At 70.3% G+C, this 24,351-nt stretch carries 20 protein-coding genes and 1 pseudogene; 10 read left to right on the top strand and 11 right to left on the bottom strand.

The features are described 5' to 3' along the window. Positions 1-582, bottom strand: a 582-nt coding sequence (locus tag D7Y21_RS08055; protein ID WP_147469216.1) for a TetR/AcrR family transcriptional regulator, incomplete at its 3' end; no start/stop codon positions are given. 92 nt (positions 583-674) lie between these two features. Here D7Y21_RS08055 and D7Y21_RS08060 point away from each other — a divergent pair. Then, positions 675-1,052, top strand: a complete 378-nt coding sequence (locus D7Y21_RS08060) for a DUF1304 domain-containing protein (RefSeq protein ID WP_120563534.1) — start codon at positions 675-677, stop codon at positions 1,050-1,052. A gap of 12 nt (positions 1,053-1,064) precedes the next feature. Here D7Y21_RS08060 and D7Y21_RS08065 read toward each other — a convergent pair whose 3' ends face one another. From D7Y21_RS08065 to D7Y21_RS08075, 3 genes are all read right to left on the bottom strand, one after another. Next, positions 1,065-1,574, bottom strand: coding sequence for an FmdE family protein (locus tag D7Y21_RS08065; protein ID WP_121712306.1), 510 nt, complete (start codon positions 1,572-1,574; stop codon positions 1,065-1,067). Positions 1,575-1,843: 269 nt separating this feature from the next. Further along, positions 1,844-2,227 (bottom strand): transposase, encoded by a 384-nt coding sequence (locus D7Y21_RS41710; RefSeq protein WP_158619268.1) that lies wholly within the window; start codon positions 2,225-2,227, stop codon positions 1,844-1,846. Between the two features lie 181 nt (positions 2,228-2,408). Next, on the bottom strand, positions 2,409-3,737 hold the full coding sequence (locus tag D7Y21_RS08075) for a M12 family metallopeptidase (RefSeq protein WP_199735382.1): 1,329 nt from the start codon (positions 3,735-3,737) through the stop codon (positions 2,409-2,411). 602 nt (positions 3,738-4,339) lie between these two features. Between D7Y21_RS08075 and D7Y21_RS42560 the strand changes: the two genes are divergently transcribed. Then, a complete protein-coding gene (locus D7Y21_RS42560; protein ID WP_158627253.1) occupies positions 4,340-6,550 on the top strand; it encodes an FG-GAP-like repeat-containing protein in 2,211 nt (736 codons plus the stop codon). Between the two features lie 415 nt (positions 6,551-6,965). Next, positions 6,966-7,118, top strand: a pseudogene (locus D7Y21_RS42565) (IS5/IS1182 family transposase); the annotation flags it as partial. Between the two features lie 32 nt (positions 7,119-7,150). Here the strand turns inward: D7Y21_RS42565 and D7Y21_RS08085 are convergent. The 3 genes from D7Y21_RS08085 to D7Y21_RS08095 are packed head-to-tail and all read right to left on the bottom strand — an operon-like array spanning position 7,151 to position 10,000. Next, a complete protein-coding gene (locus D7Y21_RS08085; RefSeq protein WP_121712311.1) occupies positions 7,151-8,779 on the bottom strand; it encodes a caspase family protein in 1,629 nt (542 codons plus the stop codon). Continuing rightward, complete coding sequence (locus D7Y21_RS08090; RefSeq protein ID WP_121712313.1) at positions 8,776-9,495, bottom strand: hypothetical protein; 720 nt, start codon at positions 9,493-9,495, stop codon at positions 8,776-8,778. The genes D7Y21_RS08085 and D7Y21_RS08090 overlap by 4 nt, the downstream gene beginning before the upstream one ends. After that, positions 9,488-10,000 carry a sigma-70 family RNA polymerase sigma factor gene (locus D7Y21_RS08095; RefSeq protein WP_121712314.1) on the bottom strand — a complete coding sequence of 171 codons (513 nt, stop codon included), beginning with the start codon at positions 9,998-10,000 and terminating at the stop codon, positions 9,488-9,490. Before D7Y21_RS08095 ends, D7Y21_RS08090 begins: the two co-directional genes overlap by 8 nt. Positions 10,001-10,146: 146 nt before the next feature. Between D7Y21_RS08095 and D7Y21_RS42570 the strand changes: the two genes are divergently transcribed. Continuing rightward, positions 10,147-10,686 carry a hypothetical protein gene (locus D7Y21_RS42570; protein ID WP_121712316.1) on the top strand — a complete coding sequence of 180 codons (540 nt, stop codon included), beginning with the start codon at positions 10,147-10,149 and terminating at the stop codon, positions 10,684-10,686. Between the two features lie 13 nt (positions 10,687-10,699). Then, positions 10,700-11,917: an MFS transporter gene (locus D7Y21_RS08105; protein WP_121712318.1), complete on the top strand. Its 1,218-nt coding sequence runs from the start codon at positions 10,700-10,702 to the stop codon at positions 11,915-11,917. Here the strand turns inward: D7Y21_RS08105 and D7Y21_RS08110 are convergent. The 3 genes from D7Y21_RS08110 to D7Y21_RS08120 form a co-directional block, all read right to left on the bottom strand. Further along, entirely contained in the window at positions 11,898-12,710 is an 813-nt protein-coding gene (locus tag D7Y21_RS08110) for an SAM-dependent methyltransferase (RefSeq protein WP_120563542.1), read from the bottom strand. The two genes, D7Y21_RS08105 and D7Y21_RS08110, sit on opposite strands and share 20 nt — an antisense overlap. A gap of 114 nt (positions 12,711-12,824) precedes the next feature. Further along, positions 12,825-13,688, bottom strand: a complete 864-nt coding sequence (locus tag D7Y21_RS08115) for an ATP adenylyltransferase (protein ID WP_120563543.1) — start codon at positions 13,686-13,688, stop codon at positions 12,825-12,827. Between the two features lie 94 nt (positions 13,689-13,782). Then, entirely contained in the window at positions 13,783-15,228 is a 1,446-nt protein-coding gene (locus D7Y21_RS08120; protein ID WP_121712320.1) for a hypothetical protein, read from the bottom strand. A 238-nt stretch (positions 15,229-15,466) separates the two neighbouring features. Here D7Y21_RS08120 and D7Y21_RS08125 point away from each other — a divergent pair, with 238 nt between their 5' ends. The 5 genes from D7Y21_RS08125 to D7Y21_RS08145 all read left to right on the top strand — a co-directional run bounded on the left by D7Y21_RS08125 (position 15,467) and on the right by D7Y21_RS08145 (position 23,265). After that, positions 15,467-16,027: a DUF2378 family protein gene (locus tag D7Y21_RS08125; protein ID WP_120563545.1), complete on the top strand. Its 561-nt coding sequence runs from the start codon at positions 15,467-15,469 to the stop codon at positions 16,025-16,027. A gap of 135 nt (positions 16,028-16,162) precedes the next feature. Then, positions 16,163-17,242: a hypothetical protein gene (locus tag D7Y21_RS08130; RefSeq protein ID WP_121712321.1), complete on the top strand. Its 1,080-nt coding sequence runs from the start codon at positions 16,163-16,165 to the stop codon at positions 17,240-17,242. A 168-nt stretch (positions 17,243-17,410) separates the two neighbouring features. Beyond that, a complete protein-coding gene (locus D7Y21_RS08135; RefSeq protein ID WP_120563547.1) occupies positions 17,411-19,552 on the top strand; it encodes an FUSC family protein in 2,142 nt (713 codons plus the stop codon). A gap of 43 nt (positions 19,553-19,595) precedes the next feature. Continuing rightward, the gene (locus tag D7Y21_RS08140) at positions 19,596-20,666 is read left to right on the top strand and encodes a hypothetical protein (protein ID WP_120563548.1); all 1,071 of its coding nucleotides are present in this window, start codon (positions 19,596-19,598) and stop codon (positions 20,664-20,666) included. Between the two features lie 82 nt (positions 20,667-20,748). Then, on the top strand, positions 20,749-23,265 hold the full coding sequence (locus D7Y21_RS08145; RefSeq protein WP_121712323.1) for a hypothetical protein: 2,517 nt from the start codon (positions 20,749-20,751) through the stop codon (positions 23,263-23,265). Between the two features lie 10 nt (positions 23,266-23,275). On the opposite strand, the gene D7Y21_RS08150 is transcribed toward D7Y21_RS08145, so the two are convergent. After that, positions 23,276-24,349 (bottom strand): energy transducer TonB, encoded by a 1,074-nt coding sequence (locus D7Y21_RS08150; protein ID WP_147469217.1) that lies wholly within the window; start codon positions 24,347-24,349, stop codon positions 23,276-23,278. Between the last annotated feature and the right edge of the window lie 2 nt (positions 24,350-24,351).

Raw genomic sequence — 24,351 nt, forward strand, 5'->3', positions numbered from 1 at the left:
GCCCGCCACCTCGCTCGCCGCCGCCTGGGCCAGCTTCGCCGCGGCCGCCGGGTCCACGCGCGCCGTGACGAGCACGCCAATGACCGCTCCCAGGAGCAGCTCCACCCGGCGCGCCACCGTCTTGCGAGGCAGCACGCCCGCCCGGGCCGCGCCCTCCAGGGCCCGCGTCAGGTGGCCTCGCAGCAGCGCCCGGTAGTCCTCCACCGCCTGCTTTGCCTCCGCGTCATGCGGACCCAGCTCCGTCGCCGTATTCACCAGCAGGCAGCCCCGCCGCGTCAGCGCTGGCGGCGCGGTGGCCATCGTCGCCGCGAGCGACTCGAAGTACTCCGTCACCTGCTCCAGGCCCGGCGCGTCCTTCGCGAAGACACCCAGCCGGGGCCCGATGACCTCCTGGAGGTACAGCGCGATGGCCCGCGCGAACAGCCCGCGCTTGCTGTCGAACGTCTGGTACAGGCTGGAGCGGTTCAGCCCCGTCGCGGCCTCCAGGTCCGACAGCGATGTCGCCTCGTAGCCGCGCGACCAGAACACCCCCAGCGCCGCCCGCACCGCCTCTGTCTCGTCGAACGCCCGCGTCCGCGCCACGTCACCCTCCTTGACAATTCTGAACTGACCGTTTCAATATGAATTCGGAACTGACTGGTTCAGAATATCCCAACCCCGGAGGGGGAGTCATCATGTCGCCACTGGCGCAGGTCTTCGCGGTCATCGCCGCGCTCATCCACGTGCTGTTCTTCGTGATGGAGAGCATCGTCTTCTCGCAGCCAAAGGTGTGGAAGCGCTTCGGGCTGAAGTCGCAGGCGGATGCGGATGTGGTGAAGCCAATGGCGCTCAACCAGGGCTTCTACAACCTGTTCCTCGCCGTGGGAGTGCTGGTGGGCGTGGTGCTGGTGCACAGGGGCGCGGTGGCGTCGGGCGTGGCAGCGGTGGTGTTCGGCTGCGGGTGCATGTTGATGGCGGCGCTGGTGCTGGTGAGCAGCAACCGGAAGTTCCTCACGGCCAGCATCGTCCAGGGCGCGCTGCCGGCACTGGCCATCGCGCTCGTCGCCTCCTGAGCGGCGTTCCGCTCAGGGCGTGACGGTCTCGAAGACTTCGGCGTCTGGCAGGGTGAGGACGGCCCGGCCCGCTTCGCCCAGCTTCTCGCGAGGGACGTCGCGGAAGCGCTGCACGAAGCTGGCGGACGGGCGCAGCGTGAGGGACTGGCCGGTGTCGCGGTTGCGGAACGTGGTCGCGACGTCCTCCGGCGAGGGCGTGGCCTCCAGCGACAAGTTGAGCTTGCCCAGGCTGGCGCCGGTGGCCGCCGCTGCTCCGTCCGCGACGCAGGTGTATTGGACCTTCGCCGGGCTGCGATGGATGACCTCCAGCTTGAAGCTGCCCCGGGGCAGGCCCAGTTGCTGGAGCGCGTAATCGCCCATCCGATAGCCCGCGACCGCCCACGGCCCCGCGCCACCATGCACCAGTGCCACGCGCTCCAGAGCGCCAGGTTCAGCGGACGGGGTCGCGGTGGGCTTCGCACCCGCACAGCCCAGGGTGAGGCCCAGCGTGACGGACAGCAGGAAGTGGCGGCGCGGGGTCATGGGGGCTCCGGTGAAAGACAGGCGAGGCGTGTTCTACCTGGAAGCATCAGCCGCTGACGACTCAAGCAGAGGTCTGCTCCTCTCTGGAACGCCTCACGGCGACAGGTTCTCCGTCGAGCAGATGTGCCCGGGCTGGCTGGAAGAGCGACTGCAAATCCCAGGGGGAACATTGAGGTTCAGATGCGCTGGTGGTGCGGAGACATCTGGAAACCCGGCCCTGTGGCGCAAGGTGGGAACGAACCATCACATCGCCAAGGTGCTGAAGCAGCTCACCAGTCTTCACGCGCCTTGAGCAGGCGCCGGACCTCCGTGCGCAGCACCTCAGCGGGCAGCACATCCACCAGACGCTCGTAGAGCAGCTTCCGGGGCTTGCTCCGCAGTCCCCTGGCGGCCCCACGTGACTCCAGGAGCCGTAGCGCCTTGAAGATGGCTTCCCATCGTCCTGTCTTCGTCCAGCGATGGAACCGATTGTAGACCGTCTTCCAGTGACCGAACCGCTCGGGCAAGTCCCGCCACTGAAACCCGGGCTTCACGCGCCACACCACCGCGTTGATGAAGTCACGGTCCCCTCGCTTCGAGCGAGGACCAGTCCTGGAGCCCAGCAGGGGCTCGATGCGGCTCCACTCGGCATCGCTCTGTTCATGTCGGCGCACAGCCCGCGTTGATCCTGCCTGGCGCCAGGCAGCAACATCCCGAGCGGACGGAGTGAATGGGCAAAGGCGGGAGCGGCCCTCCTCTACGAGGACCTGGGCGTGGCCACGGCACTTCCCGCGACCACACCCTCCCAGACGCGTGTCTGCTCTCGCCCGGAGTTCCTCGGCCCTACCCCGTCCCTCAGTAGAAGGTGATGGTGAACTGCTCCCATTGCCCCACGGCGGCGCCGGCGGCATACACCGATCCGTCGCCACCGTTATCGGCATACAGGTAGCGGGGGTTGAGGAGATTGTTCGTCGACAGGGCCACGGTGTCTCCGGTACCGATGGTGAGCAGGCCCGTGCCGGCTATTTTCAAGATGCGGAAGGTTTCATAGTTGCCAGGCGCCGTGGGGGTGGCTGTCACCTCCGAGCCGCCACCGTTCACGGCCATGACATAGTTACCTGAGGCCGTCTGCAGGTGGATGAGGTCGCCGGTCTGCAGTTCGAACCCGTTGCGGTCCACCAGTTGGAACTTCTCCCAGGGGCCAACGCCAGCACGATTAGCATTCACCGCGCCGCCACCGCCGCCCTCGGCAACCACGTAGTGGCCGCGCAAGGCACGCAGGGAGATGGTTCTCGAGTAGAGACGCGCCACGGTTGCCGCGTCCGTGATGCTCAGCGAATCGCGCTGCCCGATAGCCTGCCCCCCCAGCGGCTCGATGGTGGGCAGCCCGTTCCGCGAGAACGCCGTCCTCGGGTAGTGCATGATGGAGCCGTAGTCATAGGCGAGGATGTCGTCACCGTCGGCGATCTGCTGGCTGAAGTTCTGCTCATAGCCCGGGATGATGTTCTCGGGCCGGACGAGCACGTAGTTATTGCGGTCCTCGCGCGACTGCTCGTGCCACAGCCCCAGAGCGTGTCCGATTTCATGAATGATGTTTCCAGTGCTGCAGGTGCCATCCAGCCACACCCCTTGCCTGCCACCAATCCGGCCCACGTTGGCAGCGCACCCAGTGCCTGTCTGGAAATTGACATAGTTCGGATACAGCGCCGCGTTAAGCACGGTGCGTTGCACAAAGCGCAGGTGCGTACGCTGTTGCCAGTGATTGATGGCGTCCATGATTCGCGCCTGGTTTGGCACAGCCGCGTCGATGGTGTAGGGCACCTCGGAGTTGGGCCAGCGGAAGTTTGCTCCGGTGATGGCCACGCCCTGGGCCTGGACCCCCGGGGCGTGGAGACCTCCCCGGGCCTTCACCTCGCGCACGCGCGCCTCCATCTCCTCCACCGTGCCGAGAACCATGTCTCCCTCAAGGATGGCCAGGCCATCCACCTCGGCGTACTTCACTGGCACCAGCTTCCCTCTCGCGGCGTTCCAGGCGTAGCCCTCGCGAACCGGGGCGCCAGCCGGCACTCGGGCCATCTCCGGGTCCAGGGCGGGACGCGACTCCAATCCCTCACCGCAGGCGGTGAGCAGCAGGCTGGGGATGACCAGTGCAACCAGCGCGGACTTCAATGTGCTTCGAAGCATGGTGCCTCCTTTCCGGAGGGCATTCCGGGGAGCAGGAGACAACCACACCACTCTGGCATTTGTCGTTTGAAATTAAGGACCGTCATCAATTCGCGACATACCCCGGAGACTCCGCCGCATGGAGGATATGCACTGCGTCTGGACTCATGAGCGCCAAGGCGCAAGGGCTCCACCAGGAAGCGGGGAGGCATTTCAGCGCCTTTGGGGCTCCGAGCATCCGGTTCGCCTCCGCGAACGGGCGGGGGGCGGGGGAAGTCCTCCTCGTTTGCCTATGCCGCGCCTGGATGACTGGCACTTCCTGTTGTGCTGGCGTCACCTCCACTCGAAGGTTTTACGCCTGGCCGCGCACCTGGGGCTCACCGGCACTGTCGGCGATGCGCTACCATTCCCATCTCTGCGCATCGATTCGCGGAGACGGGCACAGACATGACATGGACTTGGTGTCGATGGTCCTCCAGGGCTTATTGGCAGGCAGCCCGAAAACGTTTGCCATCAAAGTTTTGCATGCCTGGCTGTAGTTAGCGCGAAATGGTGTCGTTCATTCCATGAGGAGGGGTGATCCATTCCGGGCTTCGTCCTGCTCCTCGATGGGGAGACACTCGATGCGAAGTCATTCTGGTGTGCTGTGGTCGTGGGGACTGGGCGTGACGCTGGCATTGTCGCTGGGGGCGTGTGCCGTGGAGTCCCTCGATGAGAAGGTAGGTCCTCCGGAGGACGGGGTGTCGCAAGAGGTGGACACGGCGTTGACGCGTGAGAGGCCGGAAGCTTCCTTGACGTGGGACCCGTATGCGGACGCGGTGGTGTCGAGCACCACGGCGGCGGTGCTCAACGCGAGCGCGGCGCTGGGCGCTCCGGACGGGCAGGCCGCGACCATGCTGAGCCTGCTCAACTCAGCGCTGGTCCTGGACCTGGGCCAGGGAGAGGAAGGCACCGGAGACCTGCGCGTCTACTACCAGGGACTCACGCTGGCACTCGTAGCCCAGGTGGATTTCCTGAAGGCGGATGGGACCTTCATCGGCTCCAGCACGTTGCACCTGAAGGAGCTGGGCCTGGGGACGCATATCGCGGTGGCGACGTACCCGGGGAACGTGCCCTATCGCTACGTGCGCCTGAGGGGCGCGGTGCTCGCGCTCTATCTGGTGGACGCGGTGGAGACGTCGCTGCGGGCCATCTGTGGTGACGGAGTGCTGAGCGGATTCGAAGTCTGTGACGACGGCAATCAACTCTCGGGAGACGGCTGCAACAGCGTCTGCCAATTGGAGCCGGGCTACACCTGCACGGGAGAGCCGACAGTGTGTACCGACATCGACGAGTGCGCCGCCGGTACCGACAACTGCAACGAAAACGCCACCTGCACCAACATCGGGGGCTCCTTCACCTGTGACTGCAATGCGGGGTACGAGGGCGACGGCGTGACCTGCACCAACATCGACGAGTGCGCCGCAAGCCCCTGCCTGAACGGTGGCACCTGCATCGACAGCGTGGGTAGCTACACCTGCAAGTGCGCGCCCACCTACGAGGGGACCCACTGCCAGTCTTGCTCCGGCACCCTCGCGGACTGCAACGGGAACTCGTCCGACGGCTGCGAGGTGAACCTCCAGAGCGACGCCGATAGTTGCGGCGCCTGCGGCATCGTGTGCTCGGCGGGTCAGATCTGCTCGAACGCCACCTGCCAGGTCGCCCCCACCGGCCAGGTCCCCGGCACGCCAGTCAGCTCCCCCGCGAACCACCACCCGCTGGCCCCGGCGGTCGCCGATGTGAATCGCGACGGCAAGCTCGACATCCTGGTGGCCAACGCCGAATCCGAGTCGACCCAGACTCCCTCTGGCTCGCTCTCCGTTTTCCTGGGGAATGGCGACGCCAGCGTCCAGTCGGAGGTCAACTACGGGAGCGCCTCGCTCTCCAGCAACGCGGTCGTGGCCGTGGACGTGGACGGCGACGGGTGGCTCGACGCCGTCACCGTCAACGGGCAGACCAACCTGCCCCTCATCAACGGAAACATCAGCGTCTACAAGAACCTGGGCTCGAGCGCGCCCGGGACCTTCGGCGCGCCGACGAGCTTCACCACTGGCACCCCGGGCTCCGTCCACCTCTGCACCGGGGACTTCGATAACAATGGGGTGGCTGACATCGCCACGACCAGCGTGACCCAGAACCAGGTGAGCGTGCTGTTCGGCAGCGGCGCGGGCAGCTTCGGCTCGCCCACGTTCATCGGCATCTCAAACACCGGCGGCGCGCAGTCAACCATCGCCTGTCGTGACCTGAACGGCGATGGGTTCTCCGACCTCGTGGTGACGAGCCCCGCCACCGCACGCCTGTCGGTCCTCATCAACCAGGGCGATGGCTCGTTCGCCGCTCCCGTCGCCTACAGCAACTCCGCAAACGGCCAGACGGCGGGCATCGCCTTCGGTGACGCCGACGGCGACGGCACGCTCGACATCCTCTCGAACGGCGCGGCCGGCCGGTTTCTCTTCTTCTTCAAGGGGAACGGCAACGGCACCTTCGCGAGCGGCGTTCAGTCCACCGCCGCGGCCACTACGGCCGCCAACTCGGCGCTGGGCGTCGTGGCCGATGACTTCAACGGCGATGGCAAGCTCGACGCCTATATCCTCGTTACCGCGGCATCGGGCGGAGTCCGCCCGATGACTGGCAACGGCAACGGAGGCTTCACCTCCGGCACCGTCGTCACGACCGGCGCCTCGCCTGGCCTCAACGCCATCGCCACCGCGGACATGGACGCGGACGGGTACGCCGATCTCATCCTGACCAACAGGGGCTCCGGCACCGTGACCGTGGTCCCCAACGGACTCTGAGTAGTTGTCCGCGATGCCGCGATGAGGCGGTGTGCCCTGATTCAAGCGCGGTCTCGGTAGGAGAATCGGTGCGCCGCGTGCTTCGCGCGCGGCGCACCGAAAGACGCGCAGGCGCCTGACCCGACCTCACCTCCACAGAGGCCGTATTCCACACGGGTGCAGGACCACGCGGCGTCCCCCTCGGCCTCGTGGTCGCTGGCGCCAACGCGAACGACTTCACGCTGGCGCGAGCCACGCTTGAGCCCATTCCGATCCGACGTTCTCTGCCGAATCGGAGCTGTCGGCAAACGACGTTCGTCGACCTGGGTTACACATTCAAGCCCGTGCGCGAACTGCCCGGGAGTCTGATTTTACACTCCGGGATCCCAGGCGATGCGGCCTGCGAAGACCCACGCAGTCGCAGCGGCGACGTCCTTCACTCCGCTGGGTCGTCCAGCAGACTCATTCCTGGCTCAACCGTTTCCGGCGCTTTCTGGTGCGCTGGGAGAAACGAGAGGGCGCCTACGTAGCGATGTGGCACTTTGCGCTGGGCATCCTCACCTGGTTCCACTTGCTCCAACCGAAATAAGCCCAAGGGCCCGGCCCGGCGAACGCGACAGGTCAGAGCGCATAGCCGACCATCAGTGACGCGGACGCCCTGGGCACCAGTGCCGTGCCGGAGTCCCGCTTCGCCATGACGCCTCCGGCGGACGCGCTCAGGAGCATCGACAGGCGGCTTCGCACGTCCAGCCGCACGCCCCCGGTGACGAGCGCCAGTGGCTCCAGCCCGAAGCGCGCATCTTCGTCCGGGATGCGCGACTGGAAGACGGCCAGTGCCCCCGCCTCCAGCGCGCCGCTGAACGTCCAGGCTCCGAGCTTCCAGTGCGGCCCCGCGCCCAGCCGCAGCTCCAGCTCCGTCTGCTGGAAGGACACCCTGCTGCCCGTCCCCCGCCGCACCGCGAGCCCCAGGCCTGATGTGTCCACGCCGGTGAACAGCCGCCCTTCGCGAACCAGGCGCACGTCCAGGCCCGCGAGCGACGACAGGCCCGACACGATGCCCGACGTCAGCGATGGCCCCACGGCGACCAACAGCTCCGAACCCGCTCCGCCCTTTCGCGCGAGCCTCATCCTCGCGGCCTGCTCCAGGGGTTCGCCGCCCACCGACACGGCCCCGTCGAGCGGCACCCGCACCGACCGCTCCAGGTATCCGTCCTCCGCGCGCAGCAGCAGCCGGTACGCACCGGGCGCCACGGCCAGCGTCGTGGGGCCCTCACCCTTCTCCAGCTCCGCCACCAGCGCGCCACTCTCCGACGCCATGACGAGCCAACGGCCCGGGGCCTTCACGTCGAGCGTCAGTCGGCCTCGCGCGCGCTGGGGCTCGGAGAGGATCAACTCTCCGCGTCCGCTCAGGTCCATGCGGAACGTGGGACGCTGCATGCCTCCCGGAGAGACGAGCGTGGACTCCAGCGTCCTCGCATAGGCGTAGCGGTACGCCTCCTCCAGCGTGACGCGCCCATCCCGCGAAGCATCGGCCGCTCCGCGCAACCCCACCGCCAGATGGTGCGTGAAGAAGGAGCCCTGCAACGCATCCGACTCCTGCGCGTACTCATCCGCGCCAGACGCGCTGATGACGATCCGGCCCTCCAGGTCCGCGGCCTCCATCGTGACCGGCACGGCCACGGGCTTCAGGCCCTTCAACCGCGTGGCGATACCGGAACGGCATGAGTCCAGGATGAGCAGCCCCACGCCCACCGGCGCGCCCTTGAGGAAGTCCACCAGCTCGCGCATCGGCAGCTCGGTGCCGCGCAGGTGCAGGCTTCCGTCGCCCGCGTGCGACGACACGTAGAGCAGGAGCCAATCCCTCGGGGAGGCTTCCACGGCCAGCCGCGCCCGGAAGCGCGCCAGGGCTTCGCGCAGCTTCGCGGCATCCGCGCCCAGCAACGTCATCGTGCGCTCCGGCGACACGGTGCCCACTTCCTGGAGCACCTCGCGCATCCGCTGCGCGTCCGTCTCCGCGAAGCGCAGCCGCTCCTCGCTGGCCAGGCCCTGGTTCTCTCCCACGATCAGCGCCCAACGGCGCGGCGCCTCCTCCGCGGCGGCGACCGGAGCCGGTCCCAGCACCATGAGCAGCACCGCGAGCAACCGTCCCCCCATGCTCAGTGCCCAGCGGCGCCGCGCATCCTCCGCGCCCACTCGCGGCGGGTCCGGCACCGCGCCCACCCGCCAGCCCAGGCCCAGCGCGCGGCTCACGGCACGACCCTCAGCAGCGTGCGCGCCTGGGCCTTCCCGATGTCCTCCGGCGTCGCCACCTCCAGCGGTCCCTGCCCCTTCCCGCGCGCCTCCGTGACACGCGACGTGAGCGCCTCGCGCGCCTGCGCCACGTCCAGCGGTGCATCCGAGAAGAACGCATGCAACGCCACCGACCCCGGCGTCACTTCCAACGCGGGGGACAACCGGACCTCCGCCCCCGGCTCCACCGTGCCGCTCGCCTGACCTTCCCTCGGCCAGAGCGCATCCACCGCGCCCGCCTCATCCACCGCGAGCACCAGCACGTTCCGGTACGGCCCCGTGCCCACCGCGAGCGTCACCTGCTCACCGGACCTCGCGTCCTGCACCGGCGCGCCCTGCACGGACAAGAGCCGCAGCGCCACGGTGCCCTTCAGCCGCACGCCATCCTCCGCGCCTCGCGGCACATAGACGACCAGCGCGAGCCCCACCGCCAGCGCGGTCACCAGCGGCACGCCCCAACTCCACCAGGGCCTCGCGGACCGGGCGCGCTTCTCCTCCAGCCTCGCCAGCACCGCCTTCGCTCGGGGCTGTGCCAGGCTCGACGCGCGCGCCTGCCGCATCCGCTCGGCGATCATCCCGCAGGCTTGGCAGGCGGCCACGTGCCGCTCCGCGCGCCCCGAGGCATCCAGCCCCGACAGCCACTCGTCCAGCTCCAGCCGTGTCAGGTGCTCAGCCACGCTCCGCCTCCATCGCGTCCGGCAGCCGCCCCAGCTCCGCCGCCTTCTTCCGGATGGAGTCCAGGTCGCGGACGATGGTCTTTCGCGACACGTCCAGCATCCCGGCGATCTCCTCCTGGGTCAGCCCGTCGAAGAAGTGCAGCGTGGCCACTTCCAGCTCGCGCTCGCCCATCCGCCCCACGAGGTGCCGGATGAAGTCCGCGGCCTCCCACTGGCTGGGCGTGAGCGCCGCGGCCTCCGGGGCCTCCAGGAGCACCGGCTCCCGCAACTGGCGCGAGCGCAGCGCGTTGAAGCACAGGTTGGTGGTGACGCGGTACACGTACGTCATGGGGCGGGCCTCCCGTCGGAACCGCGCGCCAGCCGTCAACATGCGCTCGAAGACCTCCTGCACGATGTCCCAGGCGTCGGCATCGCGGCCCAGCAGCGCGAGCGCGCGACGGTGCACCACGGGCGCGAAGCGCTCGTAGAGCTCCCTGAGCTCCTCCGCACCGAGCCCGCTCGCCATCCGATGGGTCCGACCTTCCTTTTCGTCCTTGAGACACCCGGCCCCGGCGGCCTGGGACATCGCATCGCATCCGCGATGGGCTGTGGGATATTAGTCGCACCCCGGCGGCATGTCCCAGGCCGGCCGCACCGGGTGTCCCAACCGCCGTGAAACGACTCGTCCTCGCCCCCCTCGTCGCGCTCCTGGGCGCCTGCTTCGACCCGCTCTACGAGGACCCGGACGAACTGGGCGAGGTGTCCTGGGCCGTCTGCTGCGTCCGCAACCAGGTGGACACCTGCCTCTGCGAGGACCCCGACGGCTGTGAGATTCGCTTCCAGGCGTGCTCGGCCGGCACCTGCACGCCGTCGCTCCGGGACAGCTGCGAGACCCTCCCCGGCAGCCAGGACGGCGGCTCGAGCTTCGACGGAGGCGCCGGCGTCGACGCGGGTACCACCGACGCAGGCACCGGCATCGAAGACGGCGGCACCAGCACCGACGCGGGCACCAGCACCGACGGTGGCATCGACGCGGGCGTGGACGCCGGCACGGACGCGGGCCCCCCGCCGGTGACGAACTACGCGCCGTGCTGCGACCCGTCCACTCACCGGGTCACCACCTGCCGCTGCGAGGCCACGGGCTGCTCCAGCGCTTCCTTCACGCCCTGCGCGTCCGGCCGCTGCGCACTCAACGGGGAGTCATGCGGATAAGGTCTCCCGCGGGATGAAGGGCACCTTCCATTCGCTGCGCGGCTACAACTACCGGACGTGGGCGGCCGGGGCGCTCGTGTCCAACGTGGGCACGTGGATGCAGCGCACCGCCCAGGACTGGATCGTCCTCACCCAGCTCACCCACAACAACGCCACGGCCGTGGGCGTGGTCATGGCGCTCCAGTTCGCGCCGCCGCTGTTGTTCCTGCCCCTGACGGGCTTCGCGGCGGATCACTTCGACCGGCGCAAGCTCCTGTTCGCCACGCAGGCGGCCCTGGGAGCACTGGCGCTGGGACTGGGGCTGCTCACGCTCTCCGGACACATCCGGCTGTGGCACGTGAACGTGTTCGCGTTCCTCCTGGGGTGCGTCACCGCGTTCGACGCCCCCGCGCGCCAGACGTTCGTGTCGGAGCTGGTGGGTGAGGAGGACCTCGCCAACGCCGTGGCGCTCAACTCCACCTCGTTCCACGCCGCGCGCATGCTCGGCCCCGCCATCGCGGGGGTGCTCATCTCCACCGTGGGCTCCGGGTGGATGTTCGTGCTCAACGCGGCCTCGTTCGGCGCCGTGCTCTGCTCACTGAGCCTGCTTCGTGTGCACGAGCTGCACGTGAGGGACCGGGCGCCGCGCACGCGCGGAGGCCTGCTGGAGGGCTTCGTCTACGTCTGGAAGCGGCCCGACCTGGTGGCGGTGCTGACCATGTTCTTCCTCATCGGCACCTTCGGCCTCAACTTCCCCATCTTCATCTCCACCATGTCCGTGCGCGTCTTCGGCCAGGGCGCCAGCGGCTACGGGCTCCTCACGTCCATCATGGCCATCGGCTCGGTGACGGGCGCGCTGCTCTCCGCCCGGCGCGCGCAGCCGCGCATCGGCCTGCTGGTGACGGGGGCCGCGGTCTTCGGAGCAGGGCTCACGCTCGCGGCGCTGATGCCCGTCTATGCCCTCTTCGGCGTCACGCTCGTCATCATCGGCGTGTCCGCGCAGACCTTCACCACCACCGCGAACAGCCTGGTGCAGCTGTCCACCGAGCCGTCCATGCGCGGGCGCGTGCTCGCCATCCTCCTGGCCATCGCGCTGGGCGGCACGCCCCTGGGCGCCCCCATCGTCGGGTGGGTCGCGGACACGTTCGGTCCCCGCCAGGCATTGGGCGTGGGCGCCGCGGCGGGCTTCGTCGCGGCGCTCATCGGCCTGCGCTACCGCGCGAAGGCGGCGGCTACTTCTTCTCCAGGATGACGGCGTAGAACTCGATGCCCACGCCCTGCCGGTCCTCCTCGGTGATGGAGCCGTCCGGCAGCCCCAGGAACCGGCTCACGGTCTGCACGCCTCCAGGGCCCGGCGTCCACGGCTTGCAGAGCTCCAGGTACTCCGGCAGGGAGAACAGCTCGAAGCTCTCCCCCATCTTCTGGAACATGCCCACGAACTGCTCCCACTGGGGCGTCGTCTTCGCGGGGTCCTTCGTCTCGAACGTGGTGAAGAGCCGGGAGCCCGGCGCGGCCCAGTCGTAGAGGTCGCGGAAGAACTCCCGGTTCTCCTCCGCCTTGAGGAACACGGTGATGCCGTTGGCGCCCAGGACCACCTTGCGCTCGCCGCCCAGGAAGTCGCGCACGTCCGGGCGCTCCAGGAAGGACTTCGCCTGGCGGATGTCGCACTCCAGGTAGCGCACGCGCGGGTCGTTCCCCAGCAGCACGCGCGCCTGCGCCATCGTCAGCGGGTTGATGTCGGAATAGAGCACCTTCACGTCCGGCGGCAGCACGCCGTGCACGTGGTCGTTGGTGGGCAGGCCGGACGCGAAGTCCACCCAGTGCGTGAAGCCCTCCGTGGACAGCCGCTTCGCCGCGCCCTGGAGGCACGCGCGCAGCATCCGCACCCACTTCCGCGTGGAGGGCAGCAGCGAGAACATGTACTCCGCCGCCTGCCGGTCCGCGTCGAAGTTGTGGGTGCCGCCCAGCGTGTAGTCGTAGATGCGTGCCGCGTCGGGAACCTGGGGATTCACGCCCGGCACGCGGGCCAGCTCGTTCACATCCATGGTCGTCGCTCCATCCGGTTCGGGCCCCCCACCCGCGTCGTGCGACTGCCCTGGTTGACGGGTGAGCCTGCTGCCCGGGCATTGTGCCGGTCCGCTCGCGCGGTTGCACACTTCCTACGGAGCGACGCCCGCGACCTGGCGCAGCAATTCCAGCGGCCCCAGCGCGGCGACCGCGTCGAACTGCTCGGGCGTGCGCACCAGCAGCGACCCCGCGAAGCCCAGCGCGTTGACGTTGACGCCCAGGTGCTCCGCGCGGCCGCGGGGCACCAGCAGCATCCAGTCCCGGGTGGCGAGCAGGTTGTACGGCGCGCTCTCCGCCAGGCCCAGCGCGTCCCGCAGGAGCCGGTACGCCGCCAGCATCCGCGCGCCCTGCCCCGGCGCGCCCCACGGCCCCAGGCCCGCCAGCAGGTGCGCGAACGGCAGCGACTCCGCGGCGACCACGCGGCCCGGCCCCGGCAGCACGGGGAAGAGCGCCTCCACGGGCGCGCGCAGGCGGTCCGGTCCCAGGGGCGGCACCAGCTGCAGGTGCTTGTGGCGCTGGCTGGCGCCGGCCGTCTCCCCCGCGTTGTAGAAGGCCAGCCCGTCCAGCCCCTCCAGGCACGTGGAGAGCGCGTCGAAGTCCGCGTGCGTCAGCAGCGCGTCCTGCGACTCGAAGGCCCGCGTCACCAGCAGCAGGTGGTGCTCCACGACGTTGAACTTGTTGAGCAGGCACACGTGCGCGGGCGCCACGTCCCCCAGCACCAGGTCCGGCTCCGGGTTCGCGAACGGATTGAACGGCTCCGAGCCAGACGGCGCCGGACGCTTGCGCTCCTTGAGCGCCACCCGTCCCAGCACGCGCACCTGGAACTCCGTGCCCGCGACCGGCACCGTGCGCGCTTCCGTGGCGATGGGCTGGAGCGCCCCCGTCTCCAGCGCGTGGCGGGTGACGTCCAGCGTGCGGGGCCACAGGGCGGCGGGCGACAGCGGGGCGGCGTTCACGGGCGGGCTCCTGGCGTGAGGCCTTCCAGTCTGTGCCGTCCGCTCACGCCAGCGTCAACCCGCTTGCGGCAAGGGAGCGCTCCGGATGTCCGCCTCAGCGCGGAGGAGGGCGGAAGACGTACTGGTACACCTGCGGCTCGCTGCCGGGCGGGTACTGGGCGTCCATGAAGGCCACGTGCGCGCTGTGGGTGATGAGCACGTCCTGGAGGCTGTCGTAGAGCACCACCACGTTCGTGGCCTTCCCGGTGGGGTCCAGGTCCACGCGCACCTTCAGGTTGCCCTTGAGGTCCGGCTTCTCCATCAGGTGCTCCAGGTACAGCGCCACCAGCCCCAGCGACACCCGGTCGTAGATCTGCTCCACCGTGCCCTGCGCGGGCGAAGCGGGCAGGTGCAGCTTCTTGGTCAGCTGCGCGGCCTCCTCCGCCGCCTCGGGCACCGGCCGCTCCGGAGCGGCGAGCGCCGCGCGGTACGCCGCCATGGATTCGAAGTAGCGCTCCAGCTTGAGCAACAGCCGCGCCCGCCGCACCTGGATGTCCGCTCGCTGCGGGGCCAGCGCCGCCGCCTGATCCAACCGGGCCTCGGTGGCGGCCACGTCCTGTTTCGCCTCCGCCAGCGTCGCCAGCCGCAGGAGCGGTTCGGGGTCCTTGGGCGTCGCCGCGGCCAGGCGCACCAGGGCCTTCGCCTCGTCCTCCGGACGGTCGAGTTCCACGGTGAGCTTCACCCACGTGGCGAGCACCGCGGGCTCCGCGCCCCCGAGCGTCGCGTAGCGCTCCAGCATCTTCACCGCCTGCGCCTTGTCACCCGCGGCGAGCCACGCCTCCGCCTGCCGACGGTGCGCCTCGCGGTCATGCGGCTGGAGCGCGACGAGCAGCGCCCCGGCCTCCGCGCCCGCCTTCGCGTCCCCGGCCTCGCGCGCCAGCCGCGACAGCACCTGGAGCGCCTCCGGCTGTTCGGGCCACTCCTTCACCGAGCGCACCAAGAGCGCCCGCGCCTCCGCCGCGCCACCCGGACGGCCCGCCAGCAGCAGCGCCAGGTCCGTGCGGAAGCGCGGGATGTCCAGCTTCGCCAGCGCCTCGCGCAGCCGGCCCTCCGCCTCCGCGGGCTTGCCCTCCGCCTGGAGCCGCAAGCCGTCCGCCCAGAGCGCGGGCGCGAAGCCGGGCACCGCCTTGCGCGCGGTCTCCAGCGGCGCGGCCGCGTCCTTCAACATGCCCCAGCGCACGTAGACGAGCCCCATGCCCACGTGCGGCCACGGGTTCTCCGGGTACACCACCGCCAGCGCCTTGAACTCGGCGAAGCTCTCGTCCGAGGGCAGCGCGAGGAAGGCCCGGTACACCCGGGGCATGGGGTCCTTGGGCGCCTTCGCCTGCTGCGCGTCCAGCTCCGTGCGCAGCGTGCTGGGGCTGCCCTGGACCCGCGCCGTGTCCACCCGCTGGAGCATCACCATGCCGTCCGCGGCCGGCGCGGGCACCGGCCGGGCGCCCAGGGCCGGGAGCGCGCACAGCACGGACAAGAGCAGGCACGTCAGGACACGGGACGTCATCAGGGCCAGTGGGAAGCCAGGGAGAGCCAGGGGACACCCGGACGCTACCAGATGGACGCGCCCCGCGAGGGCTGGGAGTGTTTACGCACCTTGCGTGAATTTCATGGATACACGCGATGTTTCACGGGTGCCGGAACGGGTGGAATGGCCCTGGAGGACGACCGCGCTTTCGGGCGTTGGACGCCACGCGGGCGGTAGGTCTTGACCGGAACGCGCGGTGCTGGGCGGAATGGCCCCCATGGCCACCGCCGAGAAACTCGTATTCCCGACCATCGTCGAAGGACTCTTCGTCCGGGGACTTTCCGGGAAGGTGCCCTTCGCCCTCAAGGAGCAGCTGCGCAAGGAGGGCCTGGACCTGGACCGGCCCCTGCAGCCGGCGTACTCGCTGGACACGTGGACGCGCTGCGTGGCGCTGACGGCGAAGACGCTGCACCCGGAGCAGCCGGACCCGGTGGCGTGGCGGATGCTCGGCGAGCGGATGATCGACGGCTACCGCGACACGATGGTGGGCCGGGCGCTCCTGGGCGTGCTGCGGCTCATCGGGCCCAAGCGGATGCTGCTGCGCACGCAGCACAGCTTCCGCACCGGCAACAACTACACCGAGGTGCGCATCACCGAGCGCGGCGAGCGCGAAGCGGACCTATGGCTCAACGAGCCCGGCCTGCTGCGCTACTTCAAGCAGGGCGTGATGCTGGCCACGGTGCGCGCCGCCAGCGGCCCGGCCACGCAGGTGGACGTGGTCCAGTTCGACGACGACAGCGTCACGTACCGCGTGTCCTGGGGCGCTCCGGGCGCCTGAGTCACCGGCGTCCCCCTGAGCGCGGATCCGCGACCCCGGGGCCCCTTGCTCGCACCGGGCCCCATCTGCCAGCGTGAGGGTCTGCGCGCGGCGTCCGGGCCGTGAACGGCCGCGCGAAGAGGGGGATTCATCCAAATGCCGTCGAGCAAGCGCGCCAACCTGCCGCGCTGGAACGGTCATCAGCAGGGGTTCTTCGAAATCTGGTTCCTGGTGGTGCTCGACCCGGGCGGAGACCGCGCCTGGTGGTTGCGCTACACCCTGTTCACTCCCGCGCCGGGAAGCGGCGGCGAGCCTCGCGCCACGATGTGGGCGGCGGCGTTCGACTGCGCATCCCAGGACCGGCCCGCGGTGGCGCTCAAGGCCATCCATCCGGCCTCCGCGTTCACGGCGCTGCCGAACGGCGGCGTGCGCATCGCGGACTCGGAGCTGACGCCCGGCCACGTCCACGGCCAGGTGGCCAGCGGCGGGCACTCCATCGCGTGGGACCTGCGCTTCCAGGGCGGTCACCCCGAACCGGTGCGCCGCGAACCGCGAGGCACCGCGCTGTTGCCCCTGCCCACGCAGGTCGCCCACGTGCACGACGACGTCACCTTCGAAGGCACGGTGACGGTGGACGGCGAGCGCATCGACGTGAAGGGCGCGCCCGGCCTGCAGAAGCACCTGTGGGGCCACCGGCGGCTGGAGGAGCTGACGTGGCTGTACTGCCCGCGCTTCGCCGAGGACCCGGACGCGCGGCTGGAGATCATGGCGGTGCGCGCGAAGCGCAAGCGGGGCCACCCGCGGCTGTCGCCCATCTACCTGCGCACGCGCGACGCCGAGCACACCTTCCATGAAATGCCCCACGTGCTCCTGTCGCGCGTGACGTCGCCCACGTCCGGGGAGCTGTCCTTCCGCGCCGCTTCCGCCACCGTGGCCATTGAGGGCCGCGCGTGGTGCGACCCGCGCACGCTGGTGGGCTATGCGTACCGCGACCCCACGGGCTGGGACGTGCTGGTGGCCCAGAGCGACGTGGCCCGGTGCGAGGTGCAGCTCTTCTCCCGGCCCCACCCCTTCGCGGCGTGGAAGCCCACCGGGAAGCTGACCTCCACCGTGGGCGCGCTGGAGTTCCACGGTCCGGAGCCGATGCCGGGCGTGCGCTACATCCCCTGGGATGGCACCACGCTCGAAGCGGAAGGCGCACCCGCCGAGGACGCGCCGGCCCTGGGAATGGGCTGACGCCAGGCCCCCCGCCTCCGACTTCCGGGAGGGAGGGGCTTGTGGGACGGGGCCCGGGGTACTGCCCGGGTGGCGCCCAGGCCTCGAGGGGAGGAGCCTCCTCCGCGTGTGGATGGGGACGGCCGTGGCCACCCTCTGGGGTGACGGCCCGCCGCTCCCCTGAAGCCCATGCGCCATCGACTGCGGAGACACCTCCAGTCGCTCCTCCGGGTGGACCCCGGAAGACCGGCCCTGTGGGCGGGCATCCGGGCCGCCGTCGCCACCGCCCTGCCCTTGTGTCTGTCGTTCCTGACCACCGTGCCGCAGGCCGGCTGGGCGGGCCTCACGGGGCTGCTCGTCACGCTCGCGGACAAGGGCGGCTCCTACCGCGTGCGGGCGCGCGTCATGGGCGTGGTGACGGTGCTGGGGGCGCTGGTCGGCCTGCTCGCCGCGCCCGCGGGCTACACGTACGTGGTGGACGCCACGCTGCTGCTCCTGGGTGTCACGGCAGCGAACTTCGCGCGCTGCTACGGCGAGACAGCGGGCTCCGTGGGAGGTCAGCTCGCCGTCATCTTCGTCGTGTCGCTGGGCGCGCCCGCCGCCTCGCCGCGAGAGGCGGTGCTGCGAGGCGTGGCGCTGCTGCTGGGCGGCCTGTGGGCGATGGCGCTGTCGCTGCTGCTGTGGCCGCTCAGGCCCTACCGCCCCGCGCGCCGGGCGGTGGCGCAGGTGTACGCGGGGCTCGCGATCGCGGCGGAGGACCTGGGGAGGGCCACGCGGGACGGAGCCACGGCCGAGGCGTGGGCGGCGGGGCTGCAGCGCCACGCGAGGCTCCGCCCGGACATTGAACGGGCGCGCGACGTGCTCGCGGCCACGCGGCGCGGGAGGCCTGACGAGTCCCGGCGGGGCGAGCACCTGCTGGTGCTGGTGGAGCTGGTGGAGCCCATGGTGGCGCTGCTCAGCGCGCTGGCGGAGGCGATGCAGGTGGTGGGACGCGACCCGCACATGCACGCGACGCGAGACCGGGTGATCCGGCTGTGCGAGGCCTTCGGCGCGATGGACCAATGGGTGTCGCGGGCGCTGCTGCAGGAGCGCAACGAGGGCATGCGCGAGCCGCCCCGGCTGGCGCTGAGGCCCCGTCGCCGGCAGCCCGCGAGGATGGCCGCGCCGCCAGTGCGTCAGAGCGCGGAGGGGCCGCTGTCCACGCACGTCGCCACGCTGCTGGACCGGCTGCGTGAGCACGCGGGCGTGGCGCACGAGACGGCGTCGGGCCTGCTCTTCGGAGACCCGGTGTCGGCGCGAGGCAAGGGCACGGTGGGCGGCCCCCGGCAGGCGCCGGGGTTCTCCCTGTGGCGGCCGATTCGCGACCACCTGCACGCGGACTCGGTGGTGCTGCGGCACGCGCTGCGCACGGGGATGGTGGCCACGGCGGCGCTGGGGCTGACGCGGGCGTTGCAGGTGGGCGACGCGCACTGGGTGAGCCTCGTGGTCATCTCCATCCTCCAGCCCTACGCGGGCAGCACGGAGGAGCGCGTGCTCCAGCGCACGCTGGGGACGCTCGTGGGCGCGAGCCTGGCGGCGCTCATCGCGACCACGGTGCACACGCCGCCGATGATGATTGGCGTCATCAGCGGGCTGACGGCCATCTCCGTGGCGCTGCTGCCGCTGAACTTCGGCGCGTTCCAGGTCCTGCTCACGCCGGACTATCTCCTGATGGCCACGCTCAGCTCCGGGGACTGGACGGTGGCGTCGCAGCGCTCGCTGGGCGTGCTCATCGCGGGGGCGCTGGCGCTGGTGGGCTCCTGGACGCTGTGGCCCAGTCCGGAGCGCCGCCGCTTCCCGGACGCGGCGGCCTCCGCCCTGCGCGCGGACGGGAAGTACCTGCAACAACTGGTCACGCACCGCAGCGGCACGGAGCCCGCGGTGAACGAGGAGCGCCGCCTCCTGGACCAGGCGCTGCTGGAGGCGGAGTCGTCCTTCCAGCGCTTGATGACGGAGTACCGGGGCCCACCCGGGCACCTGGAGCCGGGCATGGCGCTGCTCACCTACACGCGCAGGTTCGCGCTGGCGGTGACTGCGCTGGGCACGGGGCGCTTCGAAGGAAGGACGACGTCGGTGCTGCCGCAGCAGCTGGCGCAGCGGGCCAGTGACAGCCTGGAGCTGCTCGCCCGCGCGCTACAGGAGCGGCGCGAGCCCCCGCCCCTGCCCGCCCTGGCACTGCCGCGCACCAGCGACGACCCCGTGCTGGGCAAGCTGCTGGAGCGCGTGCCCCGGCAGCTGGGCATCCTGCACGGCGCGGTGGCGCGGATCAGCGAGGACCCGTCGCTGCGCTGACGTGATGTTGTCACGCGCCGTGAAGACAACCGATACTCATGGGATGCCCCGGTCCCCCAAGCCCTTCTCCATCGCCAACCTCCGCAAGGACAACCCCCGCTTCAATCCGTTCGACGTCCTGCAGGATGGCGTCCAGGAGCCGGAGCCGGGGCCCGAACGGAAGCCGGCGCCCCACAAGACGGCGCTCCACTTCGTCTGGTACGGGACGGGCAAGCCGAACGACTCGAACACGAAGACGCCGAAGGCCATCGCGTCTGGCTTTGCTTCCGCGACGGTGTACTTCTGGTGCCTGCCCCAGATGGCCCCTGAGTTCGAGCGGGCACTGGGCAAGCGCGTCAAGGTGCACGGGCTGGACGAAGTCCTGGGGGCGCCGGTCGTGCGCAAGGAATTGGGCGCGCTCCTGTTGGACAAGCTGGACCAGCTCCTGGCGTTCTACCTGGCCAACAAGGGCCACGCGCCCGCCAAGGACATCCTGACGTTCCTGACGCTGGGCGTGAACGGCGGGTACTTCCTCGACGCGAACTGCGTCATCGAGGACCGCAAGCAATTCGAGAAGATGCTCGCGCAGCCTCCGAAGGTCCCCACGTTCCTCAAGCTCGAGGACAGCCTCACCTTCAATGCGAAGCACCCTTCCTTCATGAAGGACGAGTTCGCCCTGCAGATGGGCATGGAAGAGGACCCCTCGGACGAGCTGACGCAGCTCAACGGCACGGACATGTGGGCCATGTACGCGCCGTCACGGCACCCGATGATGTGGACGATTGCCCGCCACTACATCGCCCGGGCGGAGGCGTTTGGCTTCTGCGGGGCGCCCGTCCAACCCAAGAGCCTGCGTTCCCAGCTGCGCAACACCTTCGTGGATGCGGAGTTCGCCCAGCAGAAACGCACCCTGGCCGGCGCATTGGGGATCCAGAGCATCTTCTCCGGCATGGTCGAACACATGCGGCGCCATGCGCAGTACCGGCCGGAGGACGTGAACTGGAAGGTGGACGGAGTGAAGAACGGCCAGGTCGAGGGCAGCGGTCTCGCCCTGTCACCCGCCTCCGCGAAGGCGGACTACTGGGTGGAGGACCTGGGCATCACGAAGGGCCACGGGGACAGTTGGACGAAGTAGGCACCAGGGGGCGACCCGTGACGGCACGAGGCTGCGTATCCTGGAATGGAACACATGTCGGAACGCACCTGGAGCCGTCGACTTGAAAGACTCCCTGAACGACGCGACCGCGGGATGGCCCAGGCGCGCGGTGTTGGCCTCGCAGGTCCTGCTGCTCGTCACGGCATCGGCCTGCGCGTCGAACAAAACCTCCCAGCGGGATGCCGCCTGGGCCTCGCACTTCATTGAACAGGCCGTGCACATCGAGGCGCGGGCCCGCGCGGTGGGCATGGCCCGGCTGCATGACGTGCGCGCGGAACAGATGGAACTGCGCGGATGGATGGAGACGCTGTCGAAGGAGCTGACGCTCGGCGGCCCCGAGGCGCAGGGGCCCGGACACTACGCGCTCGCGTGCGGGGCGCGCGCGCTGGGGCAGGACGCGGAGTCCCGCGCGCACCTGGAGGCCGCCTGGAACGCGGGCTTCCGCGAGCCTCGTGTGGCGTGGGCCCGGGCGCAGGCCCTGAGCGAGCGCTACCGCGTGCTGCGGCTGGAGGCGCTGGCCACGCCGGACGCGGACGAACGGAAGGTGCTCGATGAGGACGCGGAGCGCCAGTACCGGGAGCCGGTGCTCACGCTGCTGCGGCAGGCCTCGGGGGCGCAGGTGCCGTCCTCGGATTACGGCGCGGCGCTCGTGGCGCTGCACGAGGACCGCCTGGACGCGGCGCTCGCGCTCCTGGAGCCCCTGGGCACGAAGCATCCCTGGTTCGTGGAGGCGCGGCTGCTGCGCGCGGACGTGTTCCTGCTGCGCGCCGCTCAGCGCTGGGGCCGGGGCGACAAGGTCCATGCCCGGGAGGACCTGACGGCCGGACGCCAGGCGCTCACGGAGGCCCGGGCCACGGCGGAGAGCTTCGCGCCGGCCCACCTGGCGCAGGCGCGCTTCGAGACCGCCGCGATGAACCTCACCCGAGCCGACCTCTCCGGCGCCGTGCTGCTCTTGTCCGGTGAGGATCCGACCCCGGCGAAGTGGGGCGTCGAGGCGCTGGACATGGCCGCCCGCGTGGATCCCGGCAACGCCGGGTTCGCCTGCGAGAAGGCGCGCTTCCTCAACGTCCTGGTGGAGCACCTGGACCGCGCACAGCACCACAACGACGCCGTGCGCGAGGATGCCATCAAGGCCGCGCAACACGCCCTGGCCCTGGATGCGGCGAGCGCATGTGGCCGCGCGGAATGGAGCCGGGCGCTGGTGCAGCAGACGGAGGAGTTCACGAGGCAGAACTCCGTGGGGAGCCCCGAGCTCGGGGAGGCCCTGGAGCTGCTGGACACCACGCCTCCGTCCGCACGGGACCTCGCGTTCCACCGGCTGCGGGCCCGGCTCCTCCATGCGTGGGCGGACAGCATCTTCGAAACGGGGAGGCCGGCGGTCGGCTCACCCGGCTGGCAGCGCCGGGACCAGGCCATCGAGGCCTACCGGCTCGTGCTCGCGATAGAGGCGCGCATCCCGGCGGACCAGGTCCGGCTGGGGGAGCTCCTCCTGGCCCGGGGGTCCGATCCCGCGGCGAAGGACGCCAGCGCGGACCTGGACCAGGCGGAAGCGGCCTGGGAGAAGGCCGTCCGGCTCCACATGAAAGCGCCCGAGGTGTGGCTCCTGGAGGCGCGCATCCGCATGGCTCGGGCCCTGCGGCAGCGGGCCCGCGGGGAAGACGCGGGGCCGAACCTGGCGAAGGCCGCGACCGTCATCGAGGCCGCCATCACCCCCGGGGCCCGCGAGCCGTCCCTGCATCACGCGCTGGGGCGCATCCTGATGGAGCAGGCGAAGGAGGCCTGGGAGCACGGGGGCGACCCATCCGCCCTGCTCGACAAGGCGGAGGCGGCCCAGGCCCAGGCGACGACGCTGGCGCCTCTCCTGGCGATGGGAAGGCTCGGGCAGGCGGCGGTCCACGCGGCGCGGGCGGAGTACGCCTGGCGGCGGGGAGCGGATCCCACCGACGAGGCGGCCCGGGCGTTCGCGTTCTACAGCCAGGCGCGTTCCGTCCCGAGACCGCGGAAGGATGAGCGGTTCGCGGGCCTCTACTATTCCGCCCAGCTCCAGGCGCGCCCCCTGGTGGAGCAGGGCCGCGATCCCGAGCCCATGCTCCTGAGCCCGCTGCATGAACTCGACACGATGGAGGGGTTCCACCGGGATCGCGTCGTGCATCACCGAGCCCACGGCGCGCTCTATGGCCTGCTGGCCCGCTATTCGGCCCGCACGAACGCGGAAGAGGCGGAGCTGGGGTTCAGCGGCGCGGAGAAGCACTACGCGGAAATCCTCAACCTGGAGCCCACGCACCAGGAGGCCCGGTTGGAATTGGGCCAGCTGCTGCGTGAGTGGGCCGTGGCGCGGAAGGCCGCGAAGAAAGACCCGGAGCCGCTGCTGTCACGGGGGCTCACGCTGGCGGACGCGCTGCTCAAGGAGCGTCCGAACTGGGCCGAAGCCCGGCTGCTGCGCGCGGCCATCCTGCGCACGAAGGACCCGGCTTCGCCCCAGGCCCGCGAGGACCGCGATGCGGCGCTGAAGGCCAACGCCAACCTCGCTCCCGGGTGGAGGCGTCAGTTCCCGGAGGACGGGCCGCTCCAGCCCTGAGCGCGTGGCGTCAGGGAGTGGCCGGGGGCGCGGCGCAGGCGGACTGGTAGTCCTGGAGCTTTCGCTGGAAACGCTCCCGTTCCGGCGCGGGCCACTCCGCGGGCAGCAGCTCCACGGCCTTGCGCTGTTGCGCCAGGGCGGCGGTGCACTGCTTCAGCCCGAACTGCGCTGCGGCGGCGGTCTCCAGCACATAGGGATTGTGGCTGCGTCGCAGGAAGGGGCGCACCGCGCTGAGGGCCGGCGCATACTGGCCTGACTGCACCAGCTGCCACGCGGTCTCGCTGGCGGCCCACCCACTCCTGGGCGCCAGGAAGTATGCGCGGGCGACGGCCTGGGGATAGAGCGGATCCCCTGGATCATTCTTCGCGAGCTCCCGGGCGAGGTTGAGCCATGCCGAACGGCTCTCGGGATTCTGGCGGACCCGCAGCCGGGCCCATTCCTGTTCTTGATGCCGGGTCAACGTGCGCCCCTCCGGCACGAAGCGCACGTGGAAGGTGTAGTCGACACTCACGGGGTGCCCCGAGATGGTCGCGGGACGGTACCGAGCCAATTGACAGGCCGCGAGGTTCTCTTCGACGCCGGGCAGCCGAGCCCCTTCCACGACCTTGCAGTCACGCACCTGGCCATCCGCGCCGATGCGGCAGTGGAAGACCATGAATGCGAACGCCCCCTGCCTGAGCAACGGCTCGGGATACGTGAGGGCCGCCGGAGAGATCACCGCCGGACCGCTGAACGCCTCGGACTCGAGCCTGCAAGCTTCGGCGAGACCCGCCACACACGCGGCCGCGATGTCCTGGAACGCGCTGAGGATGGCGTCCTCTCCGGGGGTGCCACGCAGCGTCCTGACCGCCTCCTCGAAGACAAGAGGTGCCTGCTCTGGCTCCAGCTTGCGCGGCGGCTTCGGCGACACCTCGGCCCCGATCGCGACGTCCCACATCCCCGTCGACGGGAGGCCCTTCTTCACCTGGAAGGACTCCATCGCGGACATCAGATGGCCATGACTCGCGGGCAGGGTCGGGATGCCTGAATGAGCACATCCGGTGAATCCAAGCAGCAGGGACAGGGACAGCCAGCTCCAACGCATGG

Origin of the sequence: Corallococcus sp. AB045, assembly GCF_003668895.1 — a bacterium.
In the GTDB taxonomy this organism is placed as follows: domain Bacteria; phylum Myxococcota; class Myxococcia; order Myxococcales; family Myxococcaceae; genus Corallococcus; species Corallococcus coralloides.